This is a genomic window from Mycobacterium sp. URHB0021 (assembly GCF_054057895.1).
This window is the reverse complement of sequence record NZ_JBSRZT010000002.1, coordinates 3,271,422-3,297,939: the sequence shown is the minus strand read 5'-3', so window position 1 is coordinate 3,297,939 and position 26,518 is coordinate 3,271,422. Positions and strand designations below refer to the sequence as shown.

Here is a 26,518-nt window from a genome sequence, read left to right as displayed (position 1 = left end):
TCATCTTCCCGTCTACTCCCGGCACCCTCCGCGACCCCAACAACTCCCTAAGTTGTGGCGCTCGGTAAGAGAGGAACTCGGCGTCCCGGACGCAACCACTCATGGCTTCCGCAAGACCGTCGCGACCCTCATCAACGACGAAAGGACTATCAGCGAAGATCGGCGCCGACCAGCTCGGCCACAGTCACGTCAGCATGCCCCAGGACCGCTGTATGACCCGCGGCCGCATCCACATACGGGAGGCGGACCTCTGAAGTGGGGCGGGCGGGGCTCGAACCCGCGACCAACGGATTATGAGTCCGCAGCTCTAACCGACTGAGCTACCGCCCCGCTCGCAGGAATGCGGCACCAATCGTCGCACACCCTCTACCGGCTGAAACCTCGGCGGCAGGTGTGCCGACGCTGACCGGCCACGCCGATATGATCGCGCCGGCAATTTTCGTCGGCACATTCCCTGAAGCGTTTGCTGCTATTCATCTTGCGCAGGATTCTTCCGTGAAATGGAGATAGCTACTACTCGGTCTATGCAAGAATGGCGGATAACTGTAATGTTCCGGTGAGGTCTCTTGCGGGACGGGGGGCGATCATCTCTACATCAAATCTGCGCATCGCCGCTGGTGCTTGCGCCATTTCTGCTGGTCTTCTCATCGCCAGCAGCGGGGGCGCGATCGCCACGGCCGAACCCGACGCAGGCGCGTCGGCGGGCGCCACCTCGGGGTCGGACGGATCGGGCCCGGGCGCAGCCTCTTCGGGCGCCGACGGTAGCGCAACCTCTGCGGGCGCGGCTCAAGGCGCGGCTGGGGCCGCCAGCCCCGACCCGACCGCACCTATTCGTCAAGCGCTTCGGGACACCATCTGGACGATAAGCGGAACGCTCAAACACCTTGGACAGCCACTCCAGCAGTCCAGGATCCCGCGCCCCAAGACCACGGTCAGTGCCACCGAGGTGAAAGGCACCCTCTCGACCGTCTCTGATCCGGCCCCAGCGCCCGTTGATCCGGTTGCGGACGCTCCGGCCGTGAGCCCCCCGGCACCCCAGCCCGATCCCGCGCCGGCGTCCGACACCGTCATGGCGCTGACGAACGCCGTCGCACCGGCGTCGAATCCGGCCCCACCGACCGGCCCCATCGTCACCGTCACCAACAAACCCGCGCCGATCAAAGATCCGCTGTCGGTGGTCATGCAGCCCGTCAGCAACGCGGTCGCAACGGTCGCAACCGTCATCGGGTCGGTGCCGGGCACCCTCATCGCGCTACCGGCCTCCCAGACACCGGTCACAGATGCCATCGCCGCCGTTCAGCAGATGCTGACCACGGTCTACTACGGCGCGCTGGTCCCGCTGGTAGCGATGCCGTCGGACATCTTGTCGTTGATCGCCGCGTCAGGAGCCACTCCCGGGATGATCGCTCCCACGGTCACCGCAGGCACTTCGCTTTCCGCCGCGGGTGCGCCCCTTCTCGGGCCACCGCTCCCATCGCCGCCGGCGGTCCTGCCGCCCACGACCGACGTCTTCAACCTGCCACTGCTCACCACAGGCGCTGCCCTTCCGGTGCTGGGTGGAACCGCAGCCGCCGGCCCGACTCATGAGCTGTCGCTTTCCGGGCTGGCACCCGCTGCCCCCGAGGCCGTCAGTTCGTCAACCGCTCTGACCTTCCTCGAGCATGCCGTGCGGGCCGTCGTGGTACCCGCCTCGCTGTCGGCGCTGGCGGCCCTGGCGCTGCCGGGCGTCGGCGCCCTCCTGATCGTGTGCGCAGCCGGGGTGCGATTCGGCTACCGCCAGGCCAAGGCGGGTCTGGCGCTGCGCGTGGCGGGAATCGCACGCTTCGCGGGCGCGGGCCCACTGGGTGTGGTCCGCTCGGGCTCCCTGATTGCGCTGCGGCCGCGCGGCCCGCATGCCGTCCAGTCTGAGGTGCCGCACGCGACAGGCCTCGTGGATCAAGTCGCCTAGCCGGCGAAGATCGTCTGCCCTCGGCGTCGATCGAATACTCCTCGGTGCCGTCACTGGCCCGCGGCTTATCGGCGGCCAGCGACACCGCGATCTTGTTGGCGGCGTGCGCATCACGTCGTACGTCAGTTCGACCGCCTCGGCTTCAGAGAAATTCGCCCACACTCCGGCGGCGACCCGCGGATCGATTCGCGATGGCGACCAGATCAGTGCATCGACATACCGCAGCGCCGCCTTGTGCCGGTCGGACAACTCGGTCGACGTCTCCTAATCCTCGATTCCGCCGTACAAGGATTCCGAACCGCCCGCTTGCAATGCGGCGCTGTCCCGCAGCGACCTGCACAGCCGGCAGTTGTGCTGCGTCGCCCCGCGCAACCGGACCACCTCCGTCGTCACGGCATCGAGCCGGCGCATCCGGGCCACCGCCGGGACGAAACCGTTGAGCAGTGCATCCGCCGGGTCGGTGTCGTGGTCCCAGTCGACCACCGGCCGGTGGCCAGCCTTCCCCAGCCCCAGCGCCTCGAACCCGGCCCACACCCTGGGCACGAAGTCGGCGATGAAGATTGCAGCCGCTACGCGAAAGCGTTGTCGCCCATGGTCGAGAGGAATTGCTTGCGCTGATGCTGCCCGATCCCCGACACGTCGACAGCGAACTGTTCGGCGAACCGGAGGACATCACGACGAGTCGGGCCAGGCGTTCGGGCACTCCTTCAGCGGTCACCCCAGGATTATTGCGCCTGGCTCACCGAGGACATGTGAAAGTCGGGTATCCGCAGCGACGGCATGGCAGCGCGGGTAGCCCAGTCGCCCCATTCGCGCGGCAGTGTCACCTCGCTGACCCCGGCCTCCGTGGCTCGCCGCAGCAGGTCCAGTGGGCTCTCGTTGAACCGGAAATTGTTGACGGCCGCCGTCACCGCACCGTCTTCGACCAGGTAGACGCCGTCACGGGTCAGCCCCGTCAGCAGGAGGACGGCAGGGTCGACCTCGCGGATGTACCAGAAGGTGGTCAACAGCAATCCCCGCTCGGTGCCCGCGATCATGTCCGCCAAGCTCCCCGACCCTCCAGTCATCACCAGGTTGTCGGCCGACACCGCGACGGGTGCCCCGAACTCCGCGGCGGCGGCGCGCGGATACGCCAGCGCGTTCACGGTGCCGTTGCGGATCCAATCCACCCGCCCGATGTCCATGCCGTTGTCGAACACCGACATCCGTTCCGTCGAATTCGGCACCGCGACGAAAGGCGTGCAGGCCAAGCCCGCGGTGGCCGGATCGGAGTACAGCGTCAGCGGCAGATCGGTGAGTTTCTCCCCCACCCGCGTGCCGCCTCCTGGTGCCGAGAGCGCTGTCCGTCCTTCTTGCGCGCCACGGCCATCCATCGTCCAACTCAGGTAGATCATCAGGTCGGCCACCGTCGACGGCGGCAGGATCGTCTCGTAGCGGCCTGCCGGCAGCAACACGCTGCGTTGTGCCCACCCGAGCCGTGTCGAAAGCTGGTGGAGCAGCGATTCCATGGGTACGTCGATGAAATCGGGCGTGCTGATTCCGGCCCACGCGCTGGCCCCGTCGCGTTTGGCATTGACCTCGACCGAACCGGTCGGCTGGGTATACCGCCGCCGCAGACCGCCGGACGTGGCCACAAACGTGGTCTCGACAATGTGCCGGGCGTAGCCATAGAGCTGATCAGCACCGCGGAACCCTCGCGACAGGCCGTCCGCCAGACCCGTGAAGACCTGTGCGCCGGTCGCCGGGACCGGCGCGTCCCAATCCGGCGGTGGGTCCGCGCCGGGCAAGGACGGCGCAGCGTCGCCCGCCTCGGGCGCGGAGCGCGCGGCGTCCTGGGACGCCGCGACGAGATCGGCGATCACCGTCGGTTCCACGTCACTGGATCGAACCGATCCGACCTGCGCTTTATCCCCTTGGCGCACAATCGAAATCACGGTCGTATAGCGGCTCACCGATTCGCCGTTGGTGGTCATCGAATTGCCCGCCCAGCGCAATGCGGCGTCGGCACGCTCGGTGACGAGCACGATTGTCTCGTCGGCCTTACCCAGCGTGCGGGCCTCCGTCAGCGCCAGATCGACGACCTTCTGTGCCCCGATCATCGTCAGCGTCCCGCCTCGGTCCTCGTGTTGAGCACGGTGATGCCGCGGAAGAGCGCCGACGGGCAGCCGTGACTCACTGCCGCGACCTGGCCGGGCTGCGCCTTACCGCAGTTGAACGCTCCGCCTAGCCGCCACGTCGACGGGCCGCCGACCGCCTCCATCGCGCCCCAGAAGTCGGTGGTCGTGGCCTGATAGGCGACGTCGCGCAGTTGACCGTCGAGGCGTCCGTCGCGGATCCGGAAGAACCGCTGACCGGTGAACTGAAAGTTGTAACGCTGCATGTCGATCGACCATGATTTGTCGCCGACGATGTAGATGCCGTTCTCCACTCGGGCGATCAGGTCCTCGGTGCTCAGGTCATCGGGCCCGGGTTGCAGAGACACGTTGGCCATCCGCTGGATCGGCACATGATGCGGCGAGTCGGCGTAGGAGCAGCCGTTGGAGCGCGGCACTCCGAGCCTCGGCGCGAACACCCGATCCAGCTGGTAGCCGACGAACATTCCGTTGCGCACCAGATCCCAGCTCTGGGCGCGCACACCCTCGTCGTCGAAACCCACCGTCGCCAGGCCGTGGCTCACGGTGCGGTCGGCCGTCACGTTCATCACCGGCGAGCCGTAGTGCATGGTGCCCAACTTGTCCGGCGTCGCGAACGACGTCCCCGCGTAGGCCGCCTCGTAGCCGATCGCCCGGTCGTATTCGGTGGCGTGCCCGACGGATTCGTGAATCGTCAGCCACAGGTTGGACGGGTCGATCACCAGGTCGGTCGGACCCGGCGTCACGCTGGGCGCCTTGGCCTTCTGCGCCAGCAGCGACGGCAGCGCCGCCAATTCCTCCGACCAGTTCCACACGTCATCGCCGCCGACCGCCTCCCAGCCTCGCCCGGTCGGCGGGGCCAGCGTACGCATCGTCTCGAACGATCCGGCGGCGGCGTCCACGGTCACCGCTTCGAGCCGCGGCAACACCCGGACCCGCTGCTGCGTGATCGTCGAGCCGAACGAGTCGGCGTAGAACGTCTGCTCTTTCGCCGCATGCAATCCCGCCGAGACGTGGTCGATGCCGTCGGACGCCAGCAGGCGGTTCGAGTACTCCCCCAGCACGGCGATCTTCTCGGTCTGCGGGACCGCGAACGGATCGATCTCGTAGTCCGACACCCAGCTCACCCCCGAATAGACTGGTTCGGGGGCCAGCTCGATGCGCTCGGCGTTCAGCGCAGCCAGCGCCGTCGCCACCTGCACCGCCCGTCGCGCGGTTTCGGCCGCCACGGCGGTGTCGAGTTCGGCGTGCGAGGCAAAACCCCAGGTGCCGTCGACGATCACCCGCACCGCCAAGCCGATCTCCCGGTCCAGCATCGCGGTTTCGAGCTCACCGTCGCGCAGCTGTACGAGCTCACTGGTGATCGCGTGAATGCGCAGGTCGGCATAGCTCGCCCCGGCCTCCATCGCGGCGGACAGCGCCGCCTCGGCGAGCCGGGATCGCGCCAGCGAAAGGAAGTCGGCATCGACCCGTCGGAGCGCTGTCACGCCACCACCGTAACGGCAGCGCGCCCGGCCAGCTTTAATGACTCGATGGCCGCCAATCGTGTCCGGTCCGCGGTGCTGGGGTACGTCCTGCTCGCTCCCAGCTTGTTCGGGGTGGTCACGTTCCTGCTGCTACCGATGCTGGTGGTGCTCTGGCTGAGCCTGCACCGCTGGGATCTGCTGGGCCCCATTCGGTTTGTCGGACTGGACAATTGGCAGTCGGTGCTGACCGATCCGTCATTCGGCACCTCACTGCTGGTCACGCTGCTGTTCATCGCCATCGTGGTGCCCGTACAGACCGTGCTGGGCCTGTGCGCCGCGGCCATGCTGGCCCGCGGACTGCCCGGGACCGGGTTCTTCCGCACGCTGTACGTGCTGCCGTGGATCTGCGCGCCGCTGGCGATCGCCGTGCTGTGGCGCTGGATCCTGGCACCCTCCGACGGCGCGGTCAGTACCCTGCTCGGGCACCGCATCGAATGGCTGACCGATCCCGGACTGGCGCTGCCGGTCGTCTCGGCGGTGGTGGTGTGGACCAACGTCGGCTACGTGACGTTGTTCTTCCTGGCGGGCATCCTGGCCATCCCCGAAGACATTCACAACGCCGCCCGAACCGACGGCGCGAACGCATGGCAGCGGTTCCGCCGCATCACCCTGCCGATGCTGCGGCCGACGTTGTCTTTCGTGCTGGTCACCGGAATCGTCAGCGCGGCGCAGATATTCGACACCGTGTACGCGTTGACCGGCGGAGGACCGCAGGACCGGACCAATCTGGTCGCCCACCGCATCTATCAGGAGGCGTTCGGTGCTGCGGCCGTCGGTCGGGCGGCAGTGATGGCGGTGGTGCTGTTCGTCATCCTGATCGGTGTGACCATCGCGCAGCACCTGTACTTTAGGAGACGTAGTACATACGACGTGGTCTGACTGATCTTGGTACTTGACATTGAACAAACACGCAGGTCAGAAGCTGCGCTACGGTCGGCTCATGAAAACCCAAGAGCAGTTCATTGCACAGGCGCTCTCCATCCCGGGAGACGGGTTCAAACATAAAAACGGGATCATCACCGATGAGGCCGGCGCAATGGAGTGGGCCGCCAACAAGGCAGCGGAGATGCGCCGCGATGCCTCAGCCTCTCCTATCCGATGGGTAAGGGTACGTAGGTGGTACGACCGGCCCGTTTGGGACCCTAAGCAAGACAAGCTCGTCTACCTGTATCCGCCCATCTTCGAGGCTCTTGCATGACTCAGGGCGTCTAAGAACCCCTGACGCACCTTGTCGCGCTCCTCTGTGTCATCGAGTAGGCCTTTGACGTTCGTGCACCCTTCTGGGTGCTCGTTGTTGTACTGGCAAGCCCGTGCCTGCATCCTGAGCACCTCGTCCGGGGAAACGCGGCGCGGCAAGTCTCCGCTTCTCCGCGGATGCGGATACAGATAGACAGCCCCTTCACCGAAGGTGCAGAACGTATCTCGGTGCTGAACCATCTCGGCCAGCTCGGCCCCGACACGGTAGGCATCAGCGGCCACGGGTCACCACCAGTCCACGAGACCTAAGGTCACGGCGACGGGAGATCGCTAGCCATGTCTCGGGGTTGTTGTCTCTCCATCGCTTCTGACGGCCGGCTTGCTTGTCCGGTGTCTGCTTCTGGCGTTCTAGGTTGTCGTCGTTACGGCATCCACGGCAAGCTCCGTACAGGCCCATGTAGCCGTCTGGCCTGGGCGCGAATTCGTCCAGCGGTAACGCCTGGTCGCAGCGCGTGCATTGCTTCACGCCGTACACGTACAGCCGATCGCGGCGCTCGCGCTCGGCCTGCGGAATTCCTGCCATTTGTTGCATCCTCTTTCCTGCGAAAATAGCCCCTGACCAGGGGAAAGTATGTGTGGTATAGACCAGATCGACTTCCAAACCCGTACAGAGAGGGGTAGACGGATTACGTGCCGATCCCGCAGGCGCCCCGTGGGCACCCTCCCCTGGGTACCCGGGCACGCCTGCCGGCATCCGAACCCGCAGGCCAGCGGCTAAAGCCCTGCCCTGCGCACCCTGCCTGGCCCTGCCCGAGGGCAGTGCCCTGCCTGTGCCTACCCCTGCGCCCTGCCCTACCTCTGCACCCCTAGCTACCCAGTGCCCCTCCCCACCCAGGCGGGGAGTGGGCTGTGCACCCACACCCGCTGTGCTGCAACGCAACCCAGCACACCGACGAAAACACAACCAATCAGGCGTACTGTCCGCTCCATCCGCTTCGGAAAGAAGAGCCGACATGACTGTGACCGATCAGACCTGGACCCATCCCGCCGCCATGGCGATCCCGAAGGAGGGTTACTTCGAAGAAGAGCGGGGGCGGTACGGGCCGGTTTTCCCGCGCACTCCGGCGTGCTACGGCTTCACGATCATCGCGAAGGTCATACCGGGCCGCGAAGAGGCGATCCGCGAGCACGGAAGAACTATTCAGGCTGCCGTCGAGAAGGATCCCCGGGTTTTGGATCCGCTGAAGCTTCACTATTTACGGTGGCAGCTATTCAACATCGGCGACGACTTGTACTTCCAGTACCAGGGCATCTTCGACACCGACTTCGACAAGTACACAGAAGATGCCGTGCAGTTGTTCAGCCAGAGCGGCATCGCGACCACCTTTGAGAACCTTGAAGGTTTCCCCGAGGACTGGCGAGAGCGTCCCGAAGGGTTCGTCCAGTTCGTCCGCGAGCACCACGTACCAAGCTTTCTGGAGTACGGCGAGTACCCCTACGTCACTTCAATCGAGATCAAGAAGGCGCTGCGGCTAAAGTCTGCGTTCTCCGACATGCTTGACCAGATGCAGTAACTGCAGTCGCGGTGTCGGGGCGGCAGGCCACGGAGGGGCTAGGCCACGGAATAGCGAGATCGCCCTCGGCAGCACGGTTCAAGACTGCCGGGGGCTAAGCGAAACGAGGGTCCGGACTCCCGCATCACCTGAATCACGGCTACCCCGCCGTCTCCGCGATAATCCTGCACAACCGTCAATATGCCGGCTGGTGGCTGGCAGCCACCTCACTCGTCCGAACGACCCCTGAGCTTTTCGATGTGCTCAAGTTCCTGCTGTAGCTCCCTGACCGCCTCGGCCAGGTGCGTGAGCTCCTCGGCCAACACCTTTGTGGTCGGGTTCTCGGTTGTCCTCGCCACCTCGCGGAACTTGTTACCCGCCGACACGGCCCAGTGTGCTGCGTTACTCATGGACGGTGACGGTAGCGGGCAACGCCGACAACCCGGTCGAGGTTGGACCAGGCAGGCAAGCCGCCACGTCGCCGTGGGGTACGGCGTAATCTGGCGCTCGGGCGCGGCCATTCAATTCTCTCAATCCCCCTCGTCCGGGAAGAAGCCTTCGGTGGCGACGGACGAGCGATTAAACGAGTCCATTCGTTCGGCGATGTTGGCATTGAGCCAGAACTACATCACCGCCAGCGAAGACGTGGCTGCCACCTTTGGCAGGGTGACCGAATCGGCGGTTGATCTCATTGACGGCGTGGACTATGCGGACGTCATGCTCATCCAAGACGGTCAACATTGGTCCGTCGCAGCGACCGACCCAGTCGTCACCCACCTTGACGAATTGCAAATGGAGTTTAAAGAGGGGCCCTGCCTGCAGGCAGCAGTCGAAGACGCGCTCATCAGGTGCAGCGACCTTCAGCACGACGAGCGCTGGCCCACGTTCGCCGGTGCCGCGCTGGCAGCCGGCATCCGCAGCGTCCTGTCGTTCCAGCTGTACACGAACCGCGGCGGAGCTGGGGCTCTCAATCTCTTGAGTCGTGAACCTAACACTGTTGATTCAGAAGGCGAAGTGATTGGTGCGATGCTCGCCACGCATGCCGCAGGGTTGATGGTAATGGTCAATAGACGTAAAGAATTCGACTCAGCTCTCGCAAGCCGCGACCTTATAGGCCAAGCCAAAGGCATTCTTATGCATAAGTTTTCGATTGACTCTGTGCGCGCCTTCGAATTGATGGTGCGCCAGTCGCAAAACAGCAACACACCGGTCCGGACCATCGCTCAGCAGATTATCGACGCATACACCCGCCGATAGCGTCGGGAGAGGCGGGCCACGGAAGCGGTGACTCTGAAGGCGTTGGTAGTCCTCGCTCCACGATGTCTTTGAACAACGCGCTTCTGGCCCCAACGAACTCGGTCCACTGCTGGTTCAGATCGACCAGTGCCATCCACGAAGTCCGATTGAGCGATGGATCACCCGCCGTCTCGTACAGCTCTTGCAACCGCGAGAACTCAATGTCGATAACGTGGCACATAGGAAAGCAATACGTGCGGCGCCGACTGGTGCCACGAGGGCAGCCGTCTCTCGCACACGGTTTCCGTTTCCGTCGCCTTCCCTCAGCCACGGGCGTAGGTTCCCCGGACCTCGGCCAGCGTCAGGGCCGGCATGCTGGCGGGTGGTTCTGGTCGGGTGTATCGGCGGTAGAACAGCTCACGTCGTGCTTCGAGATCGCCTTTGTGCCACGGCTCGTCGCCTGTAGCCTCGATGGCCTCGAAGTAGTTGACTGTCGAGGCCAGATACCGCTGGAACGCGGCTTCGCGTTCAGCTTCGGTGAGTCGCATTAGTTTCTCCTATGGGCATGAAAAAAGGCCCGGACGTGGCGGGGACGTCCGGGCCTTCGGGTGTGTGGCTGTCAGCCGTCGATAACGGCTCCTGGGAACATCGACTGAAGACTTCCGCCGAGCTGGTTCAACCCCGTTTCGGAAACCGAACCTGACGACGATCGGAGTTCCTGCTCCATCTGTCGGGCAATATCGCTCCGGCCCTTGATATGTGACCGATAGTCCTCAAGCTCGATGTTGCGGGCCTTAGCGATCTGGCCTGCTTCATCGTCGGGTATCTCGGTGTCCAACAGCGCGGACCTGGCGAGGTCGGCCAACTCAGCCCGCGACCCTTTCATGTGGCGGGGATTCAACCGCGACTGAAGGGCCTGCGGCTTCGGACCCTGGTTCCGTATCTGCTCAGCCATCAGGCACCGAACTTGGCGAGACGGGGGCTATTCAGGCCCTTGACCTGACCTGGAATCTCCATGGCGTCGATCTCGGCTTTACGGTCCGACGCCTGCTGAGGCGTCCGCATCTCGAACCCGATTCCTTCTTGGGCGGCGATCAACCATGCGCCGCCAGCGGTCTTTACTAGCTGGTTGGTGTCCTTGGCGATGGTGCTGTATTCGGCTTTGTCCTGCGGGTCAAGCACCCGCAGCAGGTGAGCGGCGTGGTCGCCTCCGAGGATGTCGGACAAGCTGGCCAACCACGTGTCCAAGGCACTTAGTAGCGCCGCTGCTTCCTGGGCCTGCGCGTACGCCTGTACAGCCGGACCGCCGGCGTTGATTAGGGTTTCGTGCGTAAGCCGGGAATGATTCGGCAGCAGATCGGCAGCGCCCTTGAGCTGTTCGACCGCAGAATCAAACGTCGGCCGCAACTGCTTCAGCATGTCGTCAACCGATCCGCGTGCCAAGACAATAACCTCAGAAGCTAGCGCGTGCACGACCCGGTTCCTGGCTTCGAGGAACCTGTGGTTACACGTCAGGACTTGTGAGAGTCGACTAATCGTCTCCTCAACGTTGCCCACGGTGAGATCGAGTCGATTGAATGCCTCGGACGGAGGTGGGACTTCGCGGGCTGCGCGAAAAACCGCAATCGCGCTCGTAATCGACTTCGGCAGGGTCAGACCTAGATCGGGCCATCTAGCGATCTTGTCGGCTATTTGAGCAGCATCGAACATGGTGGTGATTCCTTCTGGTTGGTTGATCCCGGGCAACGTTCCAAGGCATAAAAAAAGACCCTCTGAGAGGGCCGCTAAGGGACTTTCGTGGCTTCCGTGGGTAGTTGGTTACCCTGCGTAGTCGGTGAGATTGAAGTTGTCGATCTGGCCGGAGTTGATACCGGAAGCCCGTTCGATCCGCATACCGCCGAAGCGGTACCGAGCCCCGTGCGATACGGCTGAGCCAACCGAAGTCCACTGCAGGCCGAACGGCACGCCACCTTTCAGGCCGACGTACTTGTCGTTGACGATGTCGTAGTACAGCGAGTACAAATCGGTGCCACCGGTTGAAACGGTGGCCCGCTGTGTCTTCGTGCCGTTGACGTACGAGTAGATCTTGCAGTCGGTAGCGGTAGCGCTTATCTCTACGGACTGCGTCCCTTCGCGGTCGCAGTGCAGTCGGAAAGCCGATCGCTGCGTAGTAGCAGTGGATCCGACGTAGATGTTGCCGGACACAATGGAGTCGTCCCGGGTGGTTCTGCGGAGGTAGTAGCCGGACTGCTCCCCGTTGGTGGCCCCGCCGTAGGCCAGCTGGAAGTTGTCGATGGCGAGTCCGTCAGTACGCCAATCGGGTCCGAGGAACTGGCGGTTGAAGTCGTCGGAGTAGGAAACCTCCGGCTCCTCCGGATTCTTAGCGGCCAAGAGAGCCCACGGGATGGTCGACCCGTCCGCCAGCGCCGTCGCAGCCTCCGCTGCCGTGTAGGACGACTTATTCGTGACGGAGGCTGTCAGGGTCTTGCTGCCGATGTCCAGCGCACCTCTCAACGGCACCGTGCCGATAAAGGCCACAGGCATGTTCACCGCTCCGGCGTTCCGCACCCTGACCATGTATCGCTCGCCCGCCATGGCTACGATCCCGCCCGGTATCGCATACTCCGTATAGGTGCTGCCAGTGCCGTCGAGGGGGATGAAGGCGGATATGTCTTTCGTGAACAACTGTGCCAACGAACCGTCGTCTCCCTCTCGGAAGACCTCTAAAAATATGTTGCTGATAGTCGTGGCAGTCGTCTTGACGATGCAACAACCTACTGTGTCGTAGGCGGTGGTGTTGGTAGTGGTTATGTACCCACCCCAGCCTTGACCAGGCTGGGTGGACCACTGCGCCGTGTTGGCTTGTCCGACGTTCGCATTAGAGGTGTTGAACACCTGCCACTGTACGAACATCGACTCGGGGAACGTCACGTCACCTATCGCGTATCGGCACTGGTGGCTCGGGTTCCTCGTACCGTTGGCTAACGCAGAGATCGTGAAGTTCTGCTGCTGAACCTGTTGCTTCTGAACGGTTCCCGTCAGTTCGGACAAGAAGTTCGCGATAGACCCACCGACGAACGGGATTCCCCGAATGCCGCTGATGATCGCGGCGACAACGCTTTTGATGAACGAGTCGGCAGCTGAGATAGCGGTTCCCAGCGCGGGAATCTGGGTTTGGATCCCGACCCACCAGTCCTTTACGGCTTGGATGCCGGCGTTTATCGGGGTGACTACAGCGCCGCCGATGATGTCGATGATCTGTTGCAGCTCAGCCACAGCGATGTTGAACTGGTCCGCCAGAAAGTCGGTGAACTCAGACAGCTTCAAGAACAACTCACGCGGGTTCAACCACGTCAAGATGTTGTTCACCGCACCAGAGACGGTCAGCCACGTGTCGTGGGCAGCGTCGGTGATGAACTGCTGGAAGAACTGCAACGCTTCCAATGGGAGTCGAAAGAGCAACTCCGCCAAGCTTCCGAGTGGATCGGCAGGGTTGATGGACGGAACGCCCATCGCGCGTATTTGGCCCTCGTTCAACGTCTGTCCCCACGCGTTGTCGTACGCCCCGCCTGTTGGCTGGCCACCGATCACGTATGCGCCGTCAACGGGTTGTCCACCGGGTGTAGTCATGTGTTTCCTTGCTTTTGGGCATAAAAAAGGCCCCCTGCTCGATGCAGAGGGCCGAACGGTTTGGTGTGGGGTTTAGTGGTCGATCACGATGCGGTCAGTAACTCTTGGTAAGCGGCAAGCTTTTCCCTGCGCCGCTGGCGCGACCGAGCGCCGGCAAGGCGGTCGCAGAATCGGCAGCCGCCCGACGACTTAAACCGGTCATGTGGCCCCCGGATTGAGTGGCCATTTCGGCAGTGACTTTCCATCGGGGTCCCTCCTTTCGTGCATCCAAGTGCACTTGGCATTTCGCGCGTAAAAAGGAGCCCCGGCATCGCGCCAGGGCTTGAGTTGTGGAGCTGGGTGCAGAGACGAGAAACCCCGCGCGCCCAGGAGGCATAACGCGGGGTTCTCGGAGCCAGGTGGTGTAGACCCGTCTCTACTGAGAGGAGAGCTGGCCCCACCAACGGGGAGTCAGGGCCTCACCCCTCTACCTATTACGGAATACTTCATCGGTCATGCCTGCGGCACCCCCACGGGCAGTCCGGTGGCCATGCTGGCGACATACCGATGGCCGTTGCCTTCGGAGCTGGACCGCAACCCCCGCACCGGCAGGAACTTCAACCCTTTGTCCTCCGGCTCCGGTGGCGGTTCCTCGCCGCGCTTCTCGGCGCTGACGACTGCACGCTTCCACGCGTTGCGCGCCGTGTTGGCCCACTTCGCGCAGTTGTCGCCGCAGTACTTGCGCGGGTTCCCAACTCCGCGCTCGTTACCCGTCTTGACCAACCATCGGAGCCGGCACCCCGAGCACTGGCATCCACGGGTGAAACACCCGCACGCACCCAAGTGCCTACATTTCGACTCCAAGCCCCAGAGTTTGTTGGGCCGGTCCTCTTTGCCTTGGTCGGAACCGATCAGCGCCAGCTCGACATCACTGGCGTTCGGCTCGAACTCGCACTTGAACTTCCCGACGTTCTGCTCCAGTGGTCCACCGCAGTGGGCGCAATTAGTCCGTCGAGCCGTCTTCCACGGACGGCTCCGCGGATCGTTGACGATGAACCCGTGCCCGTCAGCGACCATCTCACCCGCCGGATTGCCGTCGGGTTTCGGTTCCACCGGATAGACGATGTCCTCGGGCTTCGTGATGTCCTTGTCGCCCAGCTTGTCCGTAACGATCTTCTGTTTGGGCCGCGCGTACCCGGGGTTGTCGTCTCCGTCGTTGCCCATCGTCGGGCCGTGCTCGGACTCGAACGGGCTGCGGCCCGTGTCGGCGAAGTCTCTACGCTCATCCTCGGTCTCGTCGGTCAGCTGCTCCAGCAGCTTCTCGAAATCAACCGGTGTCCGCCGTCGCCGCTTCGTGGTCATGTTCGGTCGTCGCTTTCTTGTGAGGGTTGGGTGTAGTTCGCCGGATAGCCAAGCCGGTTGGCCTGTTGTCGGCGTTCGGTTTTGGCGATGACGTGCTCTACGTATCCGGTGCAGCCCAACGAGTCCTCGATGACACCTAGGGGTGTCTCGACCTTGAAGTACCGGACGGGCCTGCCGGGCATCAGCCCGGCTAGGCAGTGATCTGCAAGCTTTTCGGCGGCACGCCGTGCGGACTGCTCTGACAGTCCGGCTTTCGCGCTAAGCTCCCTGACAGTCGCAGGTTCATCCGCCAGGGCTTGGTAGACCCTGCCAGCGGTCTCACCAAGCCCGCGATACGACCACAGATCCCGGTTACTCCGTAACGGAGTCAATGAGTATTTGCTGGTACTCCTTGAATCGTTTACGGAGTTGGTAATCTCCGGGTCAGCGCCCCCAAGGCGCTCTGGTTTCCAGTAGAAGTTGATCTGATACCGGGTGGTCGAACGACTGCTCGTTCGCTTGTCAGTCCGATCTTCAAGAGACAACAGCTTCATCTCGACCAACGCATCGAGTCCCTTGCCGACAGTGTTGGGTGACATCCCGGCTGTGTGCTTCGACAACTCGTATCGGGACATGGTTCTGGTGAAACAGTTGTGGTCTCGACAGAACCCGACGAACGCTAGGGCTACGGCACGGTTCCGGCTGCCAGAGCGGCCGGTCCAGTAACCCCGGCTGATCCGATCCTCAAGATTGGTCAGCGCGTCTTCTAGATCGAATGGCTTTGACCGCTCGGACTTGTCCCACGCGCTCGCCAGATGGCGGCGCTGGTCGCTGGCTGAATCGGAGGTGCTTCCGGTGTACGAACACCACAGATTCGACACTTTGACCCAGTGCATGAAGTCATCTTCTGACCCGCCGGCATTCCGTATCCGGTTAGCGATCGGCAGCAGTTCCTTGCCGACCCACACCCCGTTCTGGTGCTCGGCTTGCAACAGCCGCAGCGTGGTCGAATCAGGGTCGAAGTCGGTCAATTTGGGTGCCTCCCAGCACATGCTGAATCTGAGTGCCGAGGGCGGCTAGTTCCTCTGCGTTGAAAATGAGTCGTTTGGAGTTGGTCGGCATCGAGACGCGGTAAAGCGTCTTGCCGTGGTCTCGCGACCAGAACGCCTCTAAGCGCGGCGTCATACGTCCTCCTCGTCGTCTTCATCGAAAGCGTCGGCCTCGGGGCCGAAAGGCCAGTGCGCCCTTACGAACTCCAGCGCAGACTGCGCCAAGAGTGAGACATTGGTGCCAGCGAAACCGTCGATCGTCGGCAGCAGCTCGAAGCCGTGCAGCGCGTTCCGCAGCGCAGGCGTCACGTACACCTCCCCATCGACCCCGCCGCCCATGAAGTGGGGATGGTCGAACGATTCCCGCGCCAGCAGCACCAGGCCGTGTTCCCAGACGTAAGCGTCAGCTTGTAGCGGCTCAGGCTCGTCTCCGTGGAGTCCGTGACTGCGGAGAACCTCTACTCGTTCGGCGTTACCGCACGCGAACAGCCAGTGCGGCCTGCCGATGTTGAGCCCGTCAACGTTGTCAACGCCTGCGCGAGTGTCGATGGTTGGCGTGGTCATGTTCTTCTCCTGGGTGATTAGTTCCGTCGTTGTTAGCGACTGCGACAGTATCAGGCTGTCGCACTGTCGCACAACTGTGGCTAGTGTCGCACTGTCTTGGTCCGGTACGATGGCCATATGAGAGAGACCGAGAAGATTGGACCGCCCTGGGAGGTCCAGCTGGTCCGAGACGGTGGCCGACTCGTGGAGTTGACAATCAAGAGCATCGGAGCCGCCGAGCTTGGTCACGACGAGATACGGGAGGCAACGAACGCTGCGCTGGCGAAGCTGAAGCGCACCCGTCCGTACACCACCTCGGTCATCTTCACGCAGGAGTCGACAGAGTCGCTGCGGAAGGCATACGAGCTAGCGGACGGCAGGATGACGCCGGAGTACCTAGCCAACCTTGCGGTGTCGTATGAGGAGATCGCGGCCAAGACTCGCAATGTGATTACGATCTTGGCCGATATCATCGGCAAGCCCGCAGCCACGGTAAAGCGGCACGTAAGCCAGGCGCGCGAGAAGGGCTATCTCACGGCTGCAACAGCCGGCCGAGAAGGCGGCCAGGCGACTAGCAAAGCCCACGATCTAGTCAGCAAGAAGTGACACAAAACACTGCTAATGACCGCGCTCGCTGAATTTCCCCATTGACGCTCATCGAAATTCCCCGCCCGTGTGGCTCCGCCGAGAAGGGCGGGCCTCCCTCGATGCTGCTGGTGTCTGACGCCAGTAGCTCCGTTGAAGGAGGCCCGCTTTCTCATGCTCACATGGGAGGACGACATGGAAGTACACCATCTACGCAAACGTGGTTGGACGATCTCAGCGATCGCTCGCCACACCGGCTTCGACCGTAAGACGGTCCGCAAGTATCTGGCCGGCGACGGCAAGCCTGGAGAGCGGGCACGGCCGGGTCCGGATCCGTTCGACCCGTTCGTCGACTACATCACCGCCCGGCTGATTGAGGACCCGCACCTGTGGGCCCGCACCCTGTTCGACGAGTTGGAGGAGCTCGGCTTCGACCTGTCGTATCCGAGTTTGACCCGTAACATCCGTGCTCGGAATCTGCGCCCGGTGTGTGAGGCTTGCCGGACCGCCACTGAGCGTCCGAACGCGGTGATCGCGCATCCGCCAGGGGATGAAACCCAGTGGGACTGGCTGGAATTGCCCGATCCGCCGGCATCGTGGGGCTGGGGCAAGAAGGCCTTGCTGTTGGTGGGGTCGTTGGCGCATTCCGGGAAAGTGGCGGGCGGTGTTGTCGCCCTCGGCCGATCAGCCTCATCTGGTCGCCGCGATCGACCGCATCGTGCGCGGCCTGGGAGGGGTGAGCAGGGTGTGGCGTTTCGATCGGATGGCCACGGTGTGTGATCCCGGCAGTGGTCGGGTGACTGCGTCGTTCGCCGGGGTGGCCAAGCACTATGGCGTCTCGGTGGCGATCTGCCCGCCGCGGCGCGGCAACCGCAAGGGTGTGGTGGAGAAGGTCAACCACACCGCCGCGCAACGCTGGTGGCGCACCCTGGCCGACGACGTGACCGTCGAGGCGGCCCAGGCCAGTATGGACCGCTTCGCCCGCGTACGCGGCGACACCCGTATCCGCGCCACCGCTAACGGCCGGTCCTCGGTCGCGGTCGTCGCCAAGTCTGAGCCGCTCGGCCCTCTGCCAGCGGCGCCGTATCCGGTCATCGTGTCCGAGACCCGTACCGCCTCGCGGCAAGCGCTGGTGTCCTACCGCGGCAACCGCTACTCGGTGCCACCAGAGTTGGCCGCCGCCCAAGTCACGGTCAGCCACCCGGTCGGCGGTGAATACCTCGACATCGCCACCACGAGCGGCATCGTGGTCGCCCGCCACCGCATGGCCGCCGACGGGTTGGGGGTGATGGTCCGCGACACCGGTCATGTCATCGCCTTGGATGCTGTGGCGATGGCCACCGCATCGACCGCGCGGCCGCACCGCCGCAAGGAACGTATCCCACCCGGTCCGACGGCCAAAGCTGCTGCAGTACAACTACTCACGCTACGTGGCAACCCGCGACCTGAATCTCAATCCTCAACTCCGTCACTCGATTCCACTGTCATCGACTTGTCCGTCTACGAGCGGGCCGCCCAGAAAAGGACCTTGCAATGACGCCCACGACCCGCACTCCGAAAACCACCACCCGCCCCGCTGAGAACGAGGCACCATCGGCTGCAGCGAGCCGCTATCAGCAACTGCGCTCCCACCTGAGCGAGCTCAAACTCGCCGCCGCTGCCGAAGCCCTGCCCGCCGTGCTGGACCAGGCCACCGCCGAGGGGCTGTCGCTGACGGTGGCGTTGGAGCGGCTGTTGGCTGTCGAGGTCGACGCCAGCACCGCCCGCCGGCTGGCCGGCCGACTGCGGTTCGCCTGCCTACCCACCCCGGCCACTCTGGCCGATTTCGATGTCGATGCAGCCGCCGGTATCGACCGCGCCTTGATCGATGAGCTGGGCACCTGCCACTACCTCGAGTCGGCGACCAACATTTTGCTCATCGGGCCGCCGGGGACTGGCAAGACTCACTTATCGGTCGGATTGGCAAGGGCAGCAGCCCATGCCGGATATCGCACCTACTTCACCACCGCTGCCGACCTGGCTGCCCGCTGCCACCGCGCCGCGATCGAGGGTCGCTGGGCCACCACCATGCGGTTCTACGCCGGCCCCACACTCCTGGTGATTGATGAGCTTGGATATCTGCCCCTGCCTGCTGAGGCTGCTTCGGCGTTGTTTCAGGTTGTGTCCCAACGCTATTTGAAGACCTCGATCGTGATGACCACCAACCGTGGCGTCGGAGCCTGGGGCGACATCCTCGGTGACGCCACTGTGGCCGCCGCCATGCTCGACCGACTCCTGCATCGCTCCGTGGTCATCAACCTCGACGGCGAGTCCTACCGACTCCGCGACCACCACGCCGCCGCCGACACCCTCCGCCGAGCCGCCACCGGAACCCGCCAACCACTACACTGACCACTGCTCACAGGTGAGGAATTTCAACGAGCACACCTGAGGACTTTCGATGAGCGCAGTCACTAAGAGTTTGCTAAGCCACCGGCGCGTCAGATTGAGCGGCCAGACCTTCGAACTAACAATCGATTTATGACAATCATTCATAGACAAGACGGCTGGGCCGTCGAGCAGGTACGAATTGACGCGATAGGCCGTGGGGACACAGTCATCACAAAGATGGCTGACGGAAGGGGGTACTCGTTCGTTGTCGAGGAGATTGGCTGGGTCAAGAAAGACGGCGAGCCCGGACTGATCGAGCTGCAAAGCGCACGCGAGACGGATATCTACGGCACGGGCAAGGTATCCACCACCCGGGTGCCGGTTGGAGGGATGATCCAGCGGGTCATCAAGGATCCCGACCAGCCGTAGCTAGTCAGGGACCCCGTAGTGGGCTCGCTCTGCTCTCCCCGCGGCCTCGACCGCTTCGAAAAGTTCCCTGCCCCGAGGCCCTGCACCAAGCACCTTGTCGTAGTCGGTGCTGACGGTCCAGTCATTCGGGCGACGGACGACGAGTAGCACATGCGCGTCCAAGAGCAGTTTCCTCCGCTCCTCCGGCGTGGCCGTCGGCCAGACCTCGGAGTAGGTTTTGTCCGTCTCGACTTCGACCCAGCCAGCTTGGACAACAGGCATACCGGCCAGTGCTTCGCGCTTCGTGATAAGTGTGGTCATCTGTTGCCGAAACGTCTTCTCGTCACCAGGCGTGACGAATAGACCCATCGCACGGTCCTCGCGGAGAGACTCAATCGTCCGGTTGGTCTGCTCCAGTTCGCGGGTGTGGTCGGATCCCTCTCGCCATTCGCGGACCGTGACATGCCGGTCGGCGTGGTCGCGCAGGAAGTCGGCTCCCACGATCTCCTCCGCTTGCCAAGCGACGATCGATACTCCCTTGCACGCTGTCGGGGACTTCCCGCAGATGTAGTAGCGGTGTGTGACACCTGCCGGGGTGGTCTTCGACTGCTGCCGCATGTTCTTGCCGCACAGCCCGCACTTGGCAACGCCGAGAAGCGGATTGGTCGAATGTCGGCGCTGGCGGGGGTTTTGTGTCCGCTGCGCCAGCTCAGTCTGAATGCGCTTCCAAGTCTCAGGGTCAAACGACCGTGGGCCGACCATGACGGGCTCCCCATCAGCGTCGAGTATCGGCTTCCCCGGTGCTCTCTTGACACTCCGATCGATGCCGGCGGTCTTGATGCCCTGGGTAGTAGGGTTGTGCAAGATCCATTTCAGGTTTTCCACCGTCCACAGCGCCCCCTGGGCCGGCTTGCCCGACCTAACTCGGTACCAGTCTCGGGGGCTGAGAACCCCGGACTCGTTGAAGCTTGAGACGATCCGGGTCAGCGAGTCACCCGCCAATAGCCGCGATGCGGCGTCATGCAAGACGCACTGAGCGTCTGCGTCATGGTCCAAGGCTTTGCCCTTGCCGGATGGGTGATCAACAATCTCGAACCCGAACGGCGCCAGGCCGTACCCCCACCTATCGGTGTTGCGGAGGTACGTGACGCGGTCCCGTGCTCGCTGTACGAACCGCTGCCCCTCGATCTCGGCGAATACCGATGCGAGTATCAAGAACACCTTGCTCATCGCCCCGGCGAAGGCGTCCTTCGCCTCCTCGGGGTGGTAATAGTCCAACCGGATCCCGTCGTCCACAAGGACGAGGATCTTGTGGTGCTGCCGACACCACTCCGCGAGCTTCACGCAGTCAGCCGCAGATCGGAACACTCGATCAGTCTTGGCGAAGATCAAGGCGTCCCATTCCTCGGCGCGGTCGGTTAGCCACGTCTTCAGGTCTGGTCGATCCCACGGCGACAGCTTGATTGCGCTGACATCGAGATCCTCGAAGGCGCCAACTACAGTCCAACCTTGTGACTCGGCGTATGCCTCGCCCTTGCCCCGCTGCGTGATGTGCGATGTCTTCTCATCGCCCTGAACATTCGACACCCGCGCCCCTACCAGGGCGCGTACGTTGCTGTCGGTCATGTACGGAGTGTCTCATAGCACCTGTACTTCCGCCGGCGGATCACCTATGACCTCACCTAGTCGCGTCGCCGGCGGCGCAGGAATCTACACCGGGCTCGCCGTCGGCGCGGTCATCACCCTGGCCCCGTTCCTGCTGGGACTGCTGACCTCGTTCACGTCGGCCCGGCAGTTCACCACCGAATCGCCGCTGTCATGGCCCAGGCCGCCGACCCTGGAGAACTACTCCGGACTCGCCGGCGCAGGGTTCGGGCGGGCCGCGGTGGTGACCGCACTCATGACCGCGGTCATCCTGCTCGGACAGATCGTCTTCTCGGTGCTCGCGGCCTACGCGTTCGCTCGCGTCCGCTTCGCCGGCCGCGACGTGCTGTTCTGGGTCTACCTCGCGACGCTGATGGTGCCTGCGACGGTGACCGTCGTCCCCCTGTATCTGATGATGGCCGAGGCCGGCTTGCGCAACACCTTCTGGGCGCTGGTGCTGCCGTTCCTGTTCGGCTCGCCGTACGCGATCTTTTTGCTGCGCGAGTACTTTCGCGCCATCCCGGCAGAGCTGATCAACGCTGCCCGGATGGACGGCGCGAACACGCTCGATGTGATCGCCCATGTGGTGGTGCCCGCCAGCCGACCGATCCTGGTGACGCTGGCCCTGATCACCGTCGTCTCGCAATGGAACAACTTCATGTGGCCGCTGGTGATCACCAGTGGCGACAAGTGGCAGGTGCTGACCGTCGCGACAGCCGGGCTGCAGTCGCAGTACAACGCGCAGTGGACATTGGTGATGGCGGCCACCACGGTGGCAATCGTGCCGCTGATCGTGTTGTTCGTGGCGCTGGGCCGTCACATCGTCCGCTCCATCGTGGTGACGGGAATCAAGTGAGCGCCAGACCCAGATTTTCCACGCTGGCGGCCGCCGGGATCGCGCTCACCGGGGCCGTGCTGCTTGTCGCGGCCATGCTGCTCGGCCGCTCCGACGAGGCCGCCGACCGTACCACGGTGACCGTGCGGGTGTGGGACGCTCAGGTGGCCGCGGCGTACCGGGAATCCTTCGCCGAGTTCACCCGCGAACATCCCGACATCGATGTACGTGTCAACGTGGTGGCGTATTCGACCTACTTCGACACGCTGCGCACCGACGTCGCGGGCGGCGGCGCCGACGACATCTTCTGGTTGTCGAACGCCTACTTCGCCGGCTACGCCGACAACGGCCGGTTGATGAATATCGGTGATGCGCTGGGCCGCAACGCGTTTCGGGACTGGGAGCCGTCGGTGGTCGACCAGTTCACCCGCAACGGCGCGCTGTGGGGGGTGCCGCAGCTGACCGACGCCGGCATCGCGCTCTATTTCAACGCCGACCTGCTCGAGGCCGCGGGCGTGTCGGTGGACGACCTCGAATCGCTGCGATGGTCGCCCGGCGAGGACGACACGCTGCGGCCATTGCTGGCCAGACTCACGCTCGATTCCGACGGACGCTCCGCCGCCACACCGGGATTCGACCCCCGCCGCGTCAGGCAGTGGGGCTATAACGCCGCCAACGATCTGCAGGGCATCTACCTCAACTACATCGGATCGGCGGGCGGGGTGTTTTCGGTCGGCGACCGGTTCGCCTTCGACAACCCGCAGGCGGCTGAGGCGTTCGAATACCTGGTGCGGCTGATCAACACCGATCACGTCGCCCCGCCCGCGTCGGACACCAACGACAACGGCGACTTCTCCCGCAACCAGTTCCTGCAGGGCCGGATGGCGCTGTTCCAGTCCGGCACCTACAACCTCGCCACCATTGCCGACGGCGCCCGTTTCCGCTGGGGGGTGGCGATGATGCCCGCCGGCCCCAAGTCCAGGGTCAGCGTCACCAACGGCATCGCCGCTGCCGGCAACCCGGCGAGCCCCCACCCCGATGCCGTGCGGCAGGTGCTCGCCTGGATGGGCAGCCGCCGCGGCAACGAGTACGTCGGCGCCGACGGGGCCGCCATTCCGGCGGTGCTCGCCGCCCAACCCGCCTACCACCGGTACTGGGCGTCGCGTGGCGTCGACGTCGGTCCGTTCTTCGGAGTGCTCGACGGTCCCCGGATCGCCGCGCCCGGTGGTGCCGGCTTCGCCGCCGGGTTCGACGCACTCAAACCCTACTTCGCCGAGATGTTCCTCGGTCGCCGCGATGTCGCCGGCAGCCTGGCCGACGCCCAACGGGCCGCCAACTCCGCGGCGGCGCGCTAGCTGCGGCGCGGGCTCGAGAGCGAAAGGGATCGCAGCCGAGCCTGGCACTGCTCGAGCACATGGAGATCTACGTCTGCGATCACGCCGACGACGAGGATAGTCGGTGCGAGTGGTCCGATGTAGTCACCTTACGAGGGCGGCGCGATGTGGTTCCGATGACAGGCAATTGACAGAATTGGCCGTCCGGTGCCCACGTCCCGAGGGCTAGCCGCTGGTTCCCAGCACCGTCAACTCAAGCGCCAACGCCACCCCGCACACGGCGATCACGATCGAAAGTGCCAGCCAGTCGGCCTTCTTCGGTCGCGATGGCACCGCGGAGATCTGACCGGCGCCGCCGCGGGCGGTGATCGCGTCTCCCATCTCGTCGGCGCGCCGCAGCGCCACGGTCAGGGCCGCCGCGATCAGGTCGATCACCTCGAGCGCCCAGCGGCGACGGCGCGCCCGGCGAGTCGGGGGTACCTCTCTGGGCCGCAGCCGGCGCGCCGCGTAGAGCACCGTGAATTCCTCGATCAGCATCGGGAACGCCCGCAACGCCAAGGCCAGCGCCACGGCCCACTCGTCGACGGGAATCCGCAGCCATTTCAGAGGGCGCCCCAAAGTGGATACGGCCGGAGCGATTTCGGCGACGTTCGTCGTCCAGGACACGAGTGCACCAAGGCCGAGCAGCACGATCGACAGCGTGGTGATGCGCAGGAAGTTGAACAGACCGCCGAGGCCGACATCGATCGAGCCGAGGTCGATGACCGGGCTGCCCCCCGAGAAGGTGGCGGTGACACCACCGAGGATCAGCAGAACCCACATCCACCGCGGAATCGATGGCAGCACACCGCGCGGAATCCGCGCCAGCACCGCCGTCACCAGCGCCAACCCGGCCACCAAACCGATCGGTAACCAGCCGGGATAGAAGGTGAGCAGCACACCGATACCGGCCACCACGACGAGCTTGGTGCCGGCCCACAGTTCGTGGATGACGCTGCGGCCGGGCACCGGCCGCAGCAAGACGACCCGCTTGCGTTGACGCCGGGTGGCGGCCGTCACGACATTCCCCCCGCGGCCGTCGACGCCGGTGCCAGCAGACCGTCCTGCAGATGCAGTGTGCGCGAGCACAGGTCCTCTAGACCGGAGAAATCGTGGGAGATCACCACGACGGTCAAACCGGCGTTGCGGCGCAGATCTTCCAATAGACGCAGCAGCCCCCGCTGGCTCGCGGCATCCAGACCGGCCAACGGCTCGTCGAGGATGAGGGCGCGCGGCGAGCGGGCCAGCAGCCCGGCCAGCACGACACGGCGCATCTGCCCACCGCTGAGCTGATCGATGCGGCGCTTCGCCAACCCCGGGTCGAGGCCGACGGTGGCCAGCGCCGCAGCCACGCGGTCGCGATCGCGGACCGAAAACCCGGCTGCCGAGGCGACTTCGATGTCGACCCGGCTACGCATCAACTGCAAGCGGGCGGCCTGAAACGAAATCGCCACCGCGCCGACCTGCTCCGACGATGGCGCACCGTCGAGCAGGCAGGTGCCGACGGTCGGAACGGTGAGGCCCGCCATGATCCACGCCAGCGTCGACTTGCCCGAACCGTTCAGGCCGTGGATCAGCACCCCGTCGCCCTCATGAACGGAGAAGGTGATGTCGCGTAAAGCGGTGCTGGCCCATGGTGTTCCGCTGCCGTACTCGTGGCCGACTCCAGTCAGCTCCAGCACCGGCACCTCGGTCTGGTGACCCACCGGCACCGTTGCGGTGGGCGCGGCTGCGGTCTCCACCATCCTCATGTTGTCGGCGGCCCCGCCGTTTCCTGTCAGATTGATCGTGCGATCGGCCGCATCCGCCTCGTCGTTGTAGTGCGTGATGTGGACCAACGACATGTCGTGCCGCTTGGTCACACCCGACAACACCGACATCAACGCCTCGCGGCCGTCCTGGTCGACCATGCTGGTGACTTCATCGGCGATGAGCAGGGCCGGTTCCCGGGCCAGCGCCGCGGCCACGGCCAGACGCTGCAACTCACCGCCCGACAATCCGCCGGTGTCGCGTTCAGCCAGACCGTCGAGGCCGACCTCGGTGAGCAACTGTGCGACGTCGGTGGTCTTGCCCGCCGGCAGTCCCCAGACAACATCGTCGGCGACGCGTGTGCCGAGCACCTGACTCTCCGGGTGCTGCAGGATCACGGCGGTACCGGCCAGCCGGCCCAGTCCGACGGAGCCCGGCCGCTCGATGGTGCCCGCGGTCGGTTCGCGTCCCGCCAGCACCCGCATCAGCGTCGTCTTGCCCGAGCCGTTGGCCCCGGTCACCGCGAGATGCTCCCCCGGCTCGACGGTCATCGAGATCGGACCGAGAGCATCGTGGTCGTACTTCGGATAACGGAAGCAGACGTCCTGCAGTCGCGCCGGGACCGGGGCAACCGGCCCCGCGTCGGCCGACGACTCCAGCTGGTGCACGTCGGGTACGCCCAGCAGCCGGGCCATCACCCGCGACAGCGCCCACCAGCCGATCAGGCTGACCATGACGATGGACAGCACCGACCCGCTGAAGAACAGATACGGCCAGTATCCCAGCGCGGCGGCGAAGTCATGCTTGAGCCGGGGGGCGGCCCCGTCCAGTCCGGGGATGCGGGCCAGGATCGCGGCCAGCCCGTTCACGTTCGCGGTCACCGAGTCGAAGATCAGATGGCGCAACCTCGAGAAGACCGTCAGCGCCAGGACGTTGGCCAGGCCGAACAATGAACCGGCCACCAGCGAGGCGAGGAAGACGGTCGGGGCGCCGCGACCGCGGCGCTTCACGATGCCGGTCAACCCGCCGATGTAGGCGCAGTTGAAGACCGTCATGTACCCGCCCATACCGGCGATCAGAAACGCGATGATGCCGCCCGCGACGGTCGCGGCGATCATCACCCGCAGGCGGTAGCGATAGGCGAGCAGTCCCATCGGCACCGTGCCGAGCAGCGAAAGCCCGGCGGCAAACGGAACGATCACGGAGATGATCGCCGTCGCCGCGCACAGCGCTGCCATCACCGAGGCCTGGGCCAATTCGACCGGTTTCAGAGAGCCCACCCTGTGCGGCTTGCTCACCTGCCCGGTCGTGGTCATTTCACGATTCTGCCAGTCGCGCTCCGCCGGCCCCCGAGACCACGCGCGACCGGCGGTGCATCGGCTACCTTGATGACCCGGGCCATGCACCATCGTGGTCCGTG

The 26,518-nt window shown here is 64.4% G+C and carries 26 protein-coding genes, 1 tRNA gene and 1 pseudogene; 11 read left to right on the top strand and 17 right to left on the bottom strand.

Annotated elements, in window-relative coordinates; translation table 11 throughout:
* Positions 1–256: 256 nt before the first annotated feature.
* Positions 257–330, bottom strand: a tRNA-Ile gene (locus ACVWWN_RS18465).
* 688 nt (positions 331–1,018) lie between these two features.
* Here ACVWWN_RS18465 and ACVWWN_RS18460 point away from each other — a divergent pair.
* Positions 1,019–1,948 carry a hypothetical protein gene (locus tag ACVWWN_RS18460; RefSeq protein WP_457145155.1) on the top strand — a complete coding sequence of 310 codons (930 nt, stop codon included), beginning with the start codon at positions 1,019–1,021 and terminating at the stop codon, positions 1,946–1,948.
* Positions 1,949–2,212: 264 nt separating this feature from the next.
* Here the strand turns inward: ACVWWN_RS18460 and ACVWWN_RS18455 are convergent, their stop codons facing one another.
* The 3 genes from ACVWWN_RS18455 to ACVWWN_RS18445 form a co-directional block, all read right to left on the bottom strand.
* Positions 2,213–2,491 carry a hypothetical protein gene (locus ACVWWN_RS18455; protein WP_457145154.1) on the bottom strand — a complete coding sequence of 93 codons (279 nt, stop codon included), beginning with the start codon at positions 2,489–2,491 and terminating at the stop codon, positions 2,213–2,215.
* 182 nt (positions 2,492–2,673) lie between these two features.
* Positions 2,674–4,047 (bottom strand): metallopeptidase TldD-related protein, encoded by a 1,374-nt coding sequence (locus tag ACVWWN_RS18450; protein WP_457145153.1) that lies wholly within the window; start codon positions 4,045–4,047, stop codon positions 2,674–2,676.
* 2 nt (positions 4,048–4,049) lie between these two features.
* A complete protein-coding gene (locus ACVWWN_RS18445) occupies positions 4,050–5,567 on the bottom strand; it encodes a TldD/PmbA family protein (RefSeq protein WP_457145152.1) in 1,518 nt (505 codons plus the stop codon).
* A gap of 45 nt (positions 5,568–5,612) precedes the next feature.
* On the opposite strand from ACVWWN_RS18445, the gene ACVWWN_RS18440 reads away from it, so the two are divergent.
* Both ACVWWN_RS18440 and ACVWWN_RS18435 read left to right on the top strand, forming a co-directional pair.
* Positions 5,613–6,485 carry a carbohydrate ABC transporter permease gene (locus ACVWWN_RS18440; protein ID WP_457145151.1) on the top strand — a complete coding sequence of 291 codons (873 nt, stop codon included), beginning with the start codon at positions 5,613–5,615 and terminating at the stop codon, positions 6,483–6,485.
* A 61-nt stretch (positions 6,486–6,546) separates the two neighbouring features.
* Entirely contained in the window at positions 6,547–6,804 is a 258-nt protein-coding gene (locus ACVWWN_RS18435) for a hypothetical protein (RefSeq protein ID WP_457145150.1), read from the top strand.
* A gap of 270 nt (positions 6,805–7,074) precedes the next feature.
* On the opposite strand, the gene ACVWWN_RS18430 is transcribed toward ACVWWN_RS18435, so the two are convergent.
* Positions 7,075–7,386, bottom strand: coding sequence for a hypothetical protein (locus tag ACVWWN_RS18430; RefSeq protein WP_457145149.1), 312 nt, complete (start codon positions 7,384–7,386; stop codon positions 7,075–7,077).
* Between the two features lie 430 nt (positions 7,387–7,816).
* Here ACVWWN_RS18430 and ACVWWN_RS18425 point away from each other — a divergent pair, with 430 nt between their 5' ends.
* On the top strand, positions 7,817–8,377 hold the full coding sequence (locus ACVWWN_RS18425) for a hypothetical protein (RefSeq protein ID WP_457145148.1): 561 nt from the start codon (positions 7,817–7,819) through the stop codon (positions 8,375–8,377).
* 206 nt (positions 8,378–8,583) lie between these two features.
* On the opposite strand, the gene ACVWWN_RS18420 is transcribed toward ACVWWN_RS18425, so the two are convergent.
* Positions 8,584–8,766 (bottom strand): hypothetical protein, encoded by a 183-nt coding sequence (locus ACVWWN_RS18420; RefSeq protein ID WP_457145147.1) that lies wholly within the window; start codon positions 8,764–8,766, stop codon positions 8,584–8,586.
* Positions 8,767–8,917: 151 nt separating this feature from the next.
* Here ACVWWN_RS18420 and ACVWWN_RS18415 point away from each other — a divergent pair, with 151 nt between their 5' ends.
* Positions 8,918–9,613 carry a GAF and ANTAR domain-containing protein gene (locus tag ACVWWN_RS18415; RefSeq protein ID WP_457145146.1) on the top strand — a complete coding sequence of 232 codons (696 nt, stop codon included), beginning with the start codon at positions 8,918–8,920 and terminating at the stop codon, positions 9,611–9,613.
* 302 nt (positions 9,614–9,915) lie between these two features.
* Here the strand turns inward: ACVWWN_RS18415 and ACVWWN_RS18410 are convergent, their stop codons facing one another.
* The 8 genes from ACVWWN_RS18410 to ACVWWN_RS18375 all read right to left on the bottom strand — a co-directional run bounded on the left by ACVWWN_RS18410 (position 9,916) and on the right by ACVWWN_RS18375 (position 16,155).
* A complete protein-coding gene (locus tag ACVWWN_RS18410; protein WP_457145145.1) occupies positions 9,916–10,140 on the bottom strand; it encodes a hypothetical protein in 225 nt (74 codons plus the stop codon).
* A 71-nt stretch (positions 10,141–10,211) separates the two neighbouring features.
* Complete coding sequence (locus tag ACVWWN_RS18405) at positions 10,212–10,457, bottom strand: hypothetical protein (RefSeq protein WP_457145144.1); 246 nt, start codon at positions 10,455–10,457, stop codon at positions 10,212–10,214.
* An 89-nt stretch (positions 10,458–10,546) separates the two neighbouring features.
* On the bottom strand, positions 10,547–11,302 hold the full coding sequence (locus ACVWWN_RS18400; protein WP_457145143.1) for a hypothetical protein: 756 nt from the start codon (positions 11,300–11,302) through the stop codon (positions 10,547–10,549).
* A 108-nt stretch (positions 11,303–11,410) separates the two neighbouring features.
* A complete protein-coding gene (locus ACVWWN_RS18395) occupies positions 11,411–12,940 on the bottom strand; it encodes a hypothetical protein (protein WP_457145142.1) in 1,530 nt (509 codons plus the stop codon).
* Positions 12,941–13,714: 774 nt separating this feature from the next.
* Positions 13,715–14,563 carry a hypothetical protein gene (locus ACVWWN_RS18390; RefSeq protein ID WP_457145141.1) on the bottom strand — a complete coding sequence of 283 codons (849 nt, stop codon included), beginning with the start codon at positions 14,561–14,563 and terminating at the stop codon, positions 13,715–13,717.
* Positions 14,560–15,573 carry a hypothetical protein gene (locus ACVWWN_RS18385; RefSeq protein WP_457145140.1) on the bottom strand — a complete coding sequence of 338 codons (1,014 nt, stop codon included), beginning with the start codon at positions 15,571–15,573 and terminating at the stop codon, positions 14,560–14,562. Before ACVWWN_RS18385 ends, ACVWWN_RS18390 begins: the two co-directional genes overlap by 4 nt.
* A complete protein-coding gene (locus ACVWWN_RS18380; protein ID WP_457145139.1) occupies positions 15,554–15,727 on the bottom strand; it encodes a hypothetical protein in 174 nt (57 codons plus the stop codon). Before ACVWWN_RS18380 ends, ACVWWN_RS18385 begins: the two co-directional genes overlap by 20 nt.
* Complete coding sequence (locus ACVWWN_RS18375; RefSeq protein WP_457145138.1) at positions 15,724–16,155, bottom strand: hypothetical protein; 432 nt, start codon at positions 16,153–16,155, stop codon at positions 15,724–15,726. Before ACVWWN_RS18375 ends, ACVWWN_RS18380 begins: the two co-directional genes overlap by 4 nt.
* A 117-nt stretch (positions 16,156–16,272) precedes the next feature.
* On the opposite strand from ACVWWN_RS18375, the gene ACVWWN_RS18370 reads away from it, so the two are divergent.
* From ACVWWN_RS18370 to ACVWWN_RS18355, 4 genes and pseudogenes are all read left to right on the top strand, one after another.
* The gene (locus ACVWWN_RS18370; RefSeq protein ID WP_457145137.1) at positions 16,273–16,740 is read left to right on the top strand and encodes a hypothetical protein; all 468 of its coding nucleotides are present in this window, start codon (positions 16,273–16,275) and stop codon (positions 16,738–16,740) included.
* Positions 16,741–16,893: 153 nt separating this feature from the next.
* Positions 16,894–18,256 (top strand): annotated as a pseudogene (locus ACVWWN_RS18365) (IS21/IS408/IS1162 family transposase).
* Entirely contained in the window at positions 18,253–19,110 is an 858-nt protein-coding gene (gene istB, locus ACVWWN_RS18360) for an IS21-like element helper ATPase IstB (RefSeq protein WP_457144319.1), read from the top strand. Before ACVWWN_RS18365 ends, istB begins: the two are co-directional and overlap by 4 nt.
* Before the next feature lie 216 nt (positions 19,111–19,326).
* A complete protein-coding gene (locus tag ACVWWN_RS18355) occupies positions 19,327–19,518 on the top strand; it encodes a hypothetical protein (protein WP_457145136.1) in 192 nt (63 codons plus the stop codon).
* Here ACVWWN_RS18355 and ACVWWN_RS18350 read toward each other — a convergent pair whose 3' ends face one another.
* Positions 19,519–21,123: a recombinase family protein gene (locus ACVWWN_RS18350; protein WP_457145135.1), complete on the bottom strand. Its 1,605-nt coding sequence runs from the start codon at positions 21,121–21,123 to the stop codon at positions 19,519–19,521. It abuts the gene before it with no gap.
* A gap of 46 nt (positions 21,124–21,169) precedes the next feature.
* Between ACVWWN_RS18350 and ACVWWN_RS18345 the strand changes: the two genes are divergently transcribed.
* A complete protein-coding gene (locus tag ACVWWN_RS18345) occupies positions 21,170–21,997 on the top strand; it encodes a carbohydrate ABC transporter permease (RefSeq protein ID WP_457145134.1) in 828 nt (275 codons plus the stop codon).
* A complete protein-coding gene (locus ACVWWN_RS18340; protein ID WP_457145133.1) occupies positions 21,994–23,331 on the top strand; it encodes an ABC transporter substrate-binding protein in 1,338 nt (445 codons plus the stop codon). The genes ACVWWN_RS18345 and ACVWWN_RS18340 overlap by 4 nt, the downstream gene beginning before the upstream one ends.
* A 204-nt stretch (positions 23,332–23,535) precedes the next feature.
* Here ACVWWN_RS18340 and ACVWWN_RS18335 read toward each other — a convergent pair whose 3' ends face one another.
* Both ACVWWN_RS18335 and ACVWWN_RS18330 read right to left on the bottom strand, forming a co-directional pair.
* A complete protein-coding gene (locus ACVWWN_RS18335) occupies positions 23,536–24,369 on the bottom strand; it encodes a CbiQ family ECF transporter T component (protein ID WP_457145132.1) in 834 nt (277 codons plus the stop codon).
* Positions 24,366–26,414, bottom strand: coding sequence for an ATP-binding cassette domain-containing protein (locus ACVWWN_RS18330; protein WP_457145131.1), 2,049 nt, complete (start codon positions 26,412–26,414; stop codon positions 24,366–24,368). The genes ACVWWN_RS18335 and ACVWWN_RS18330 overlap by 4 nt, the downstream gene beginning before the upstream one ends.
* Positions 26,415–26,518: the final 104 nt, after the last annotated feature.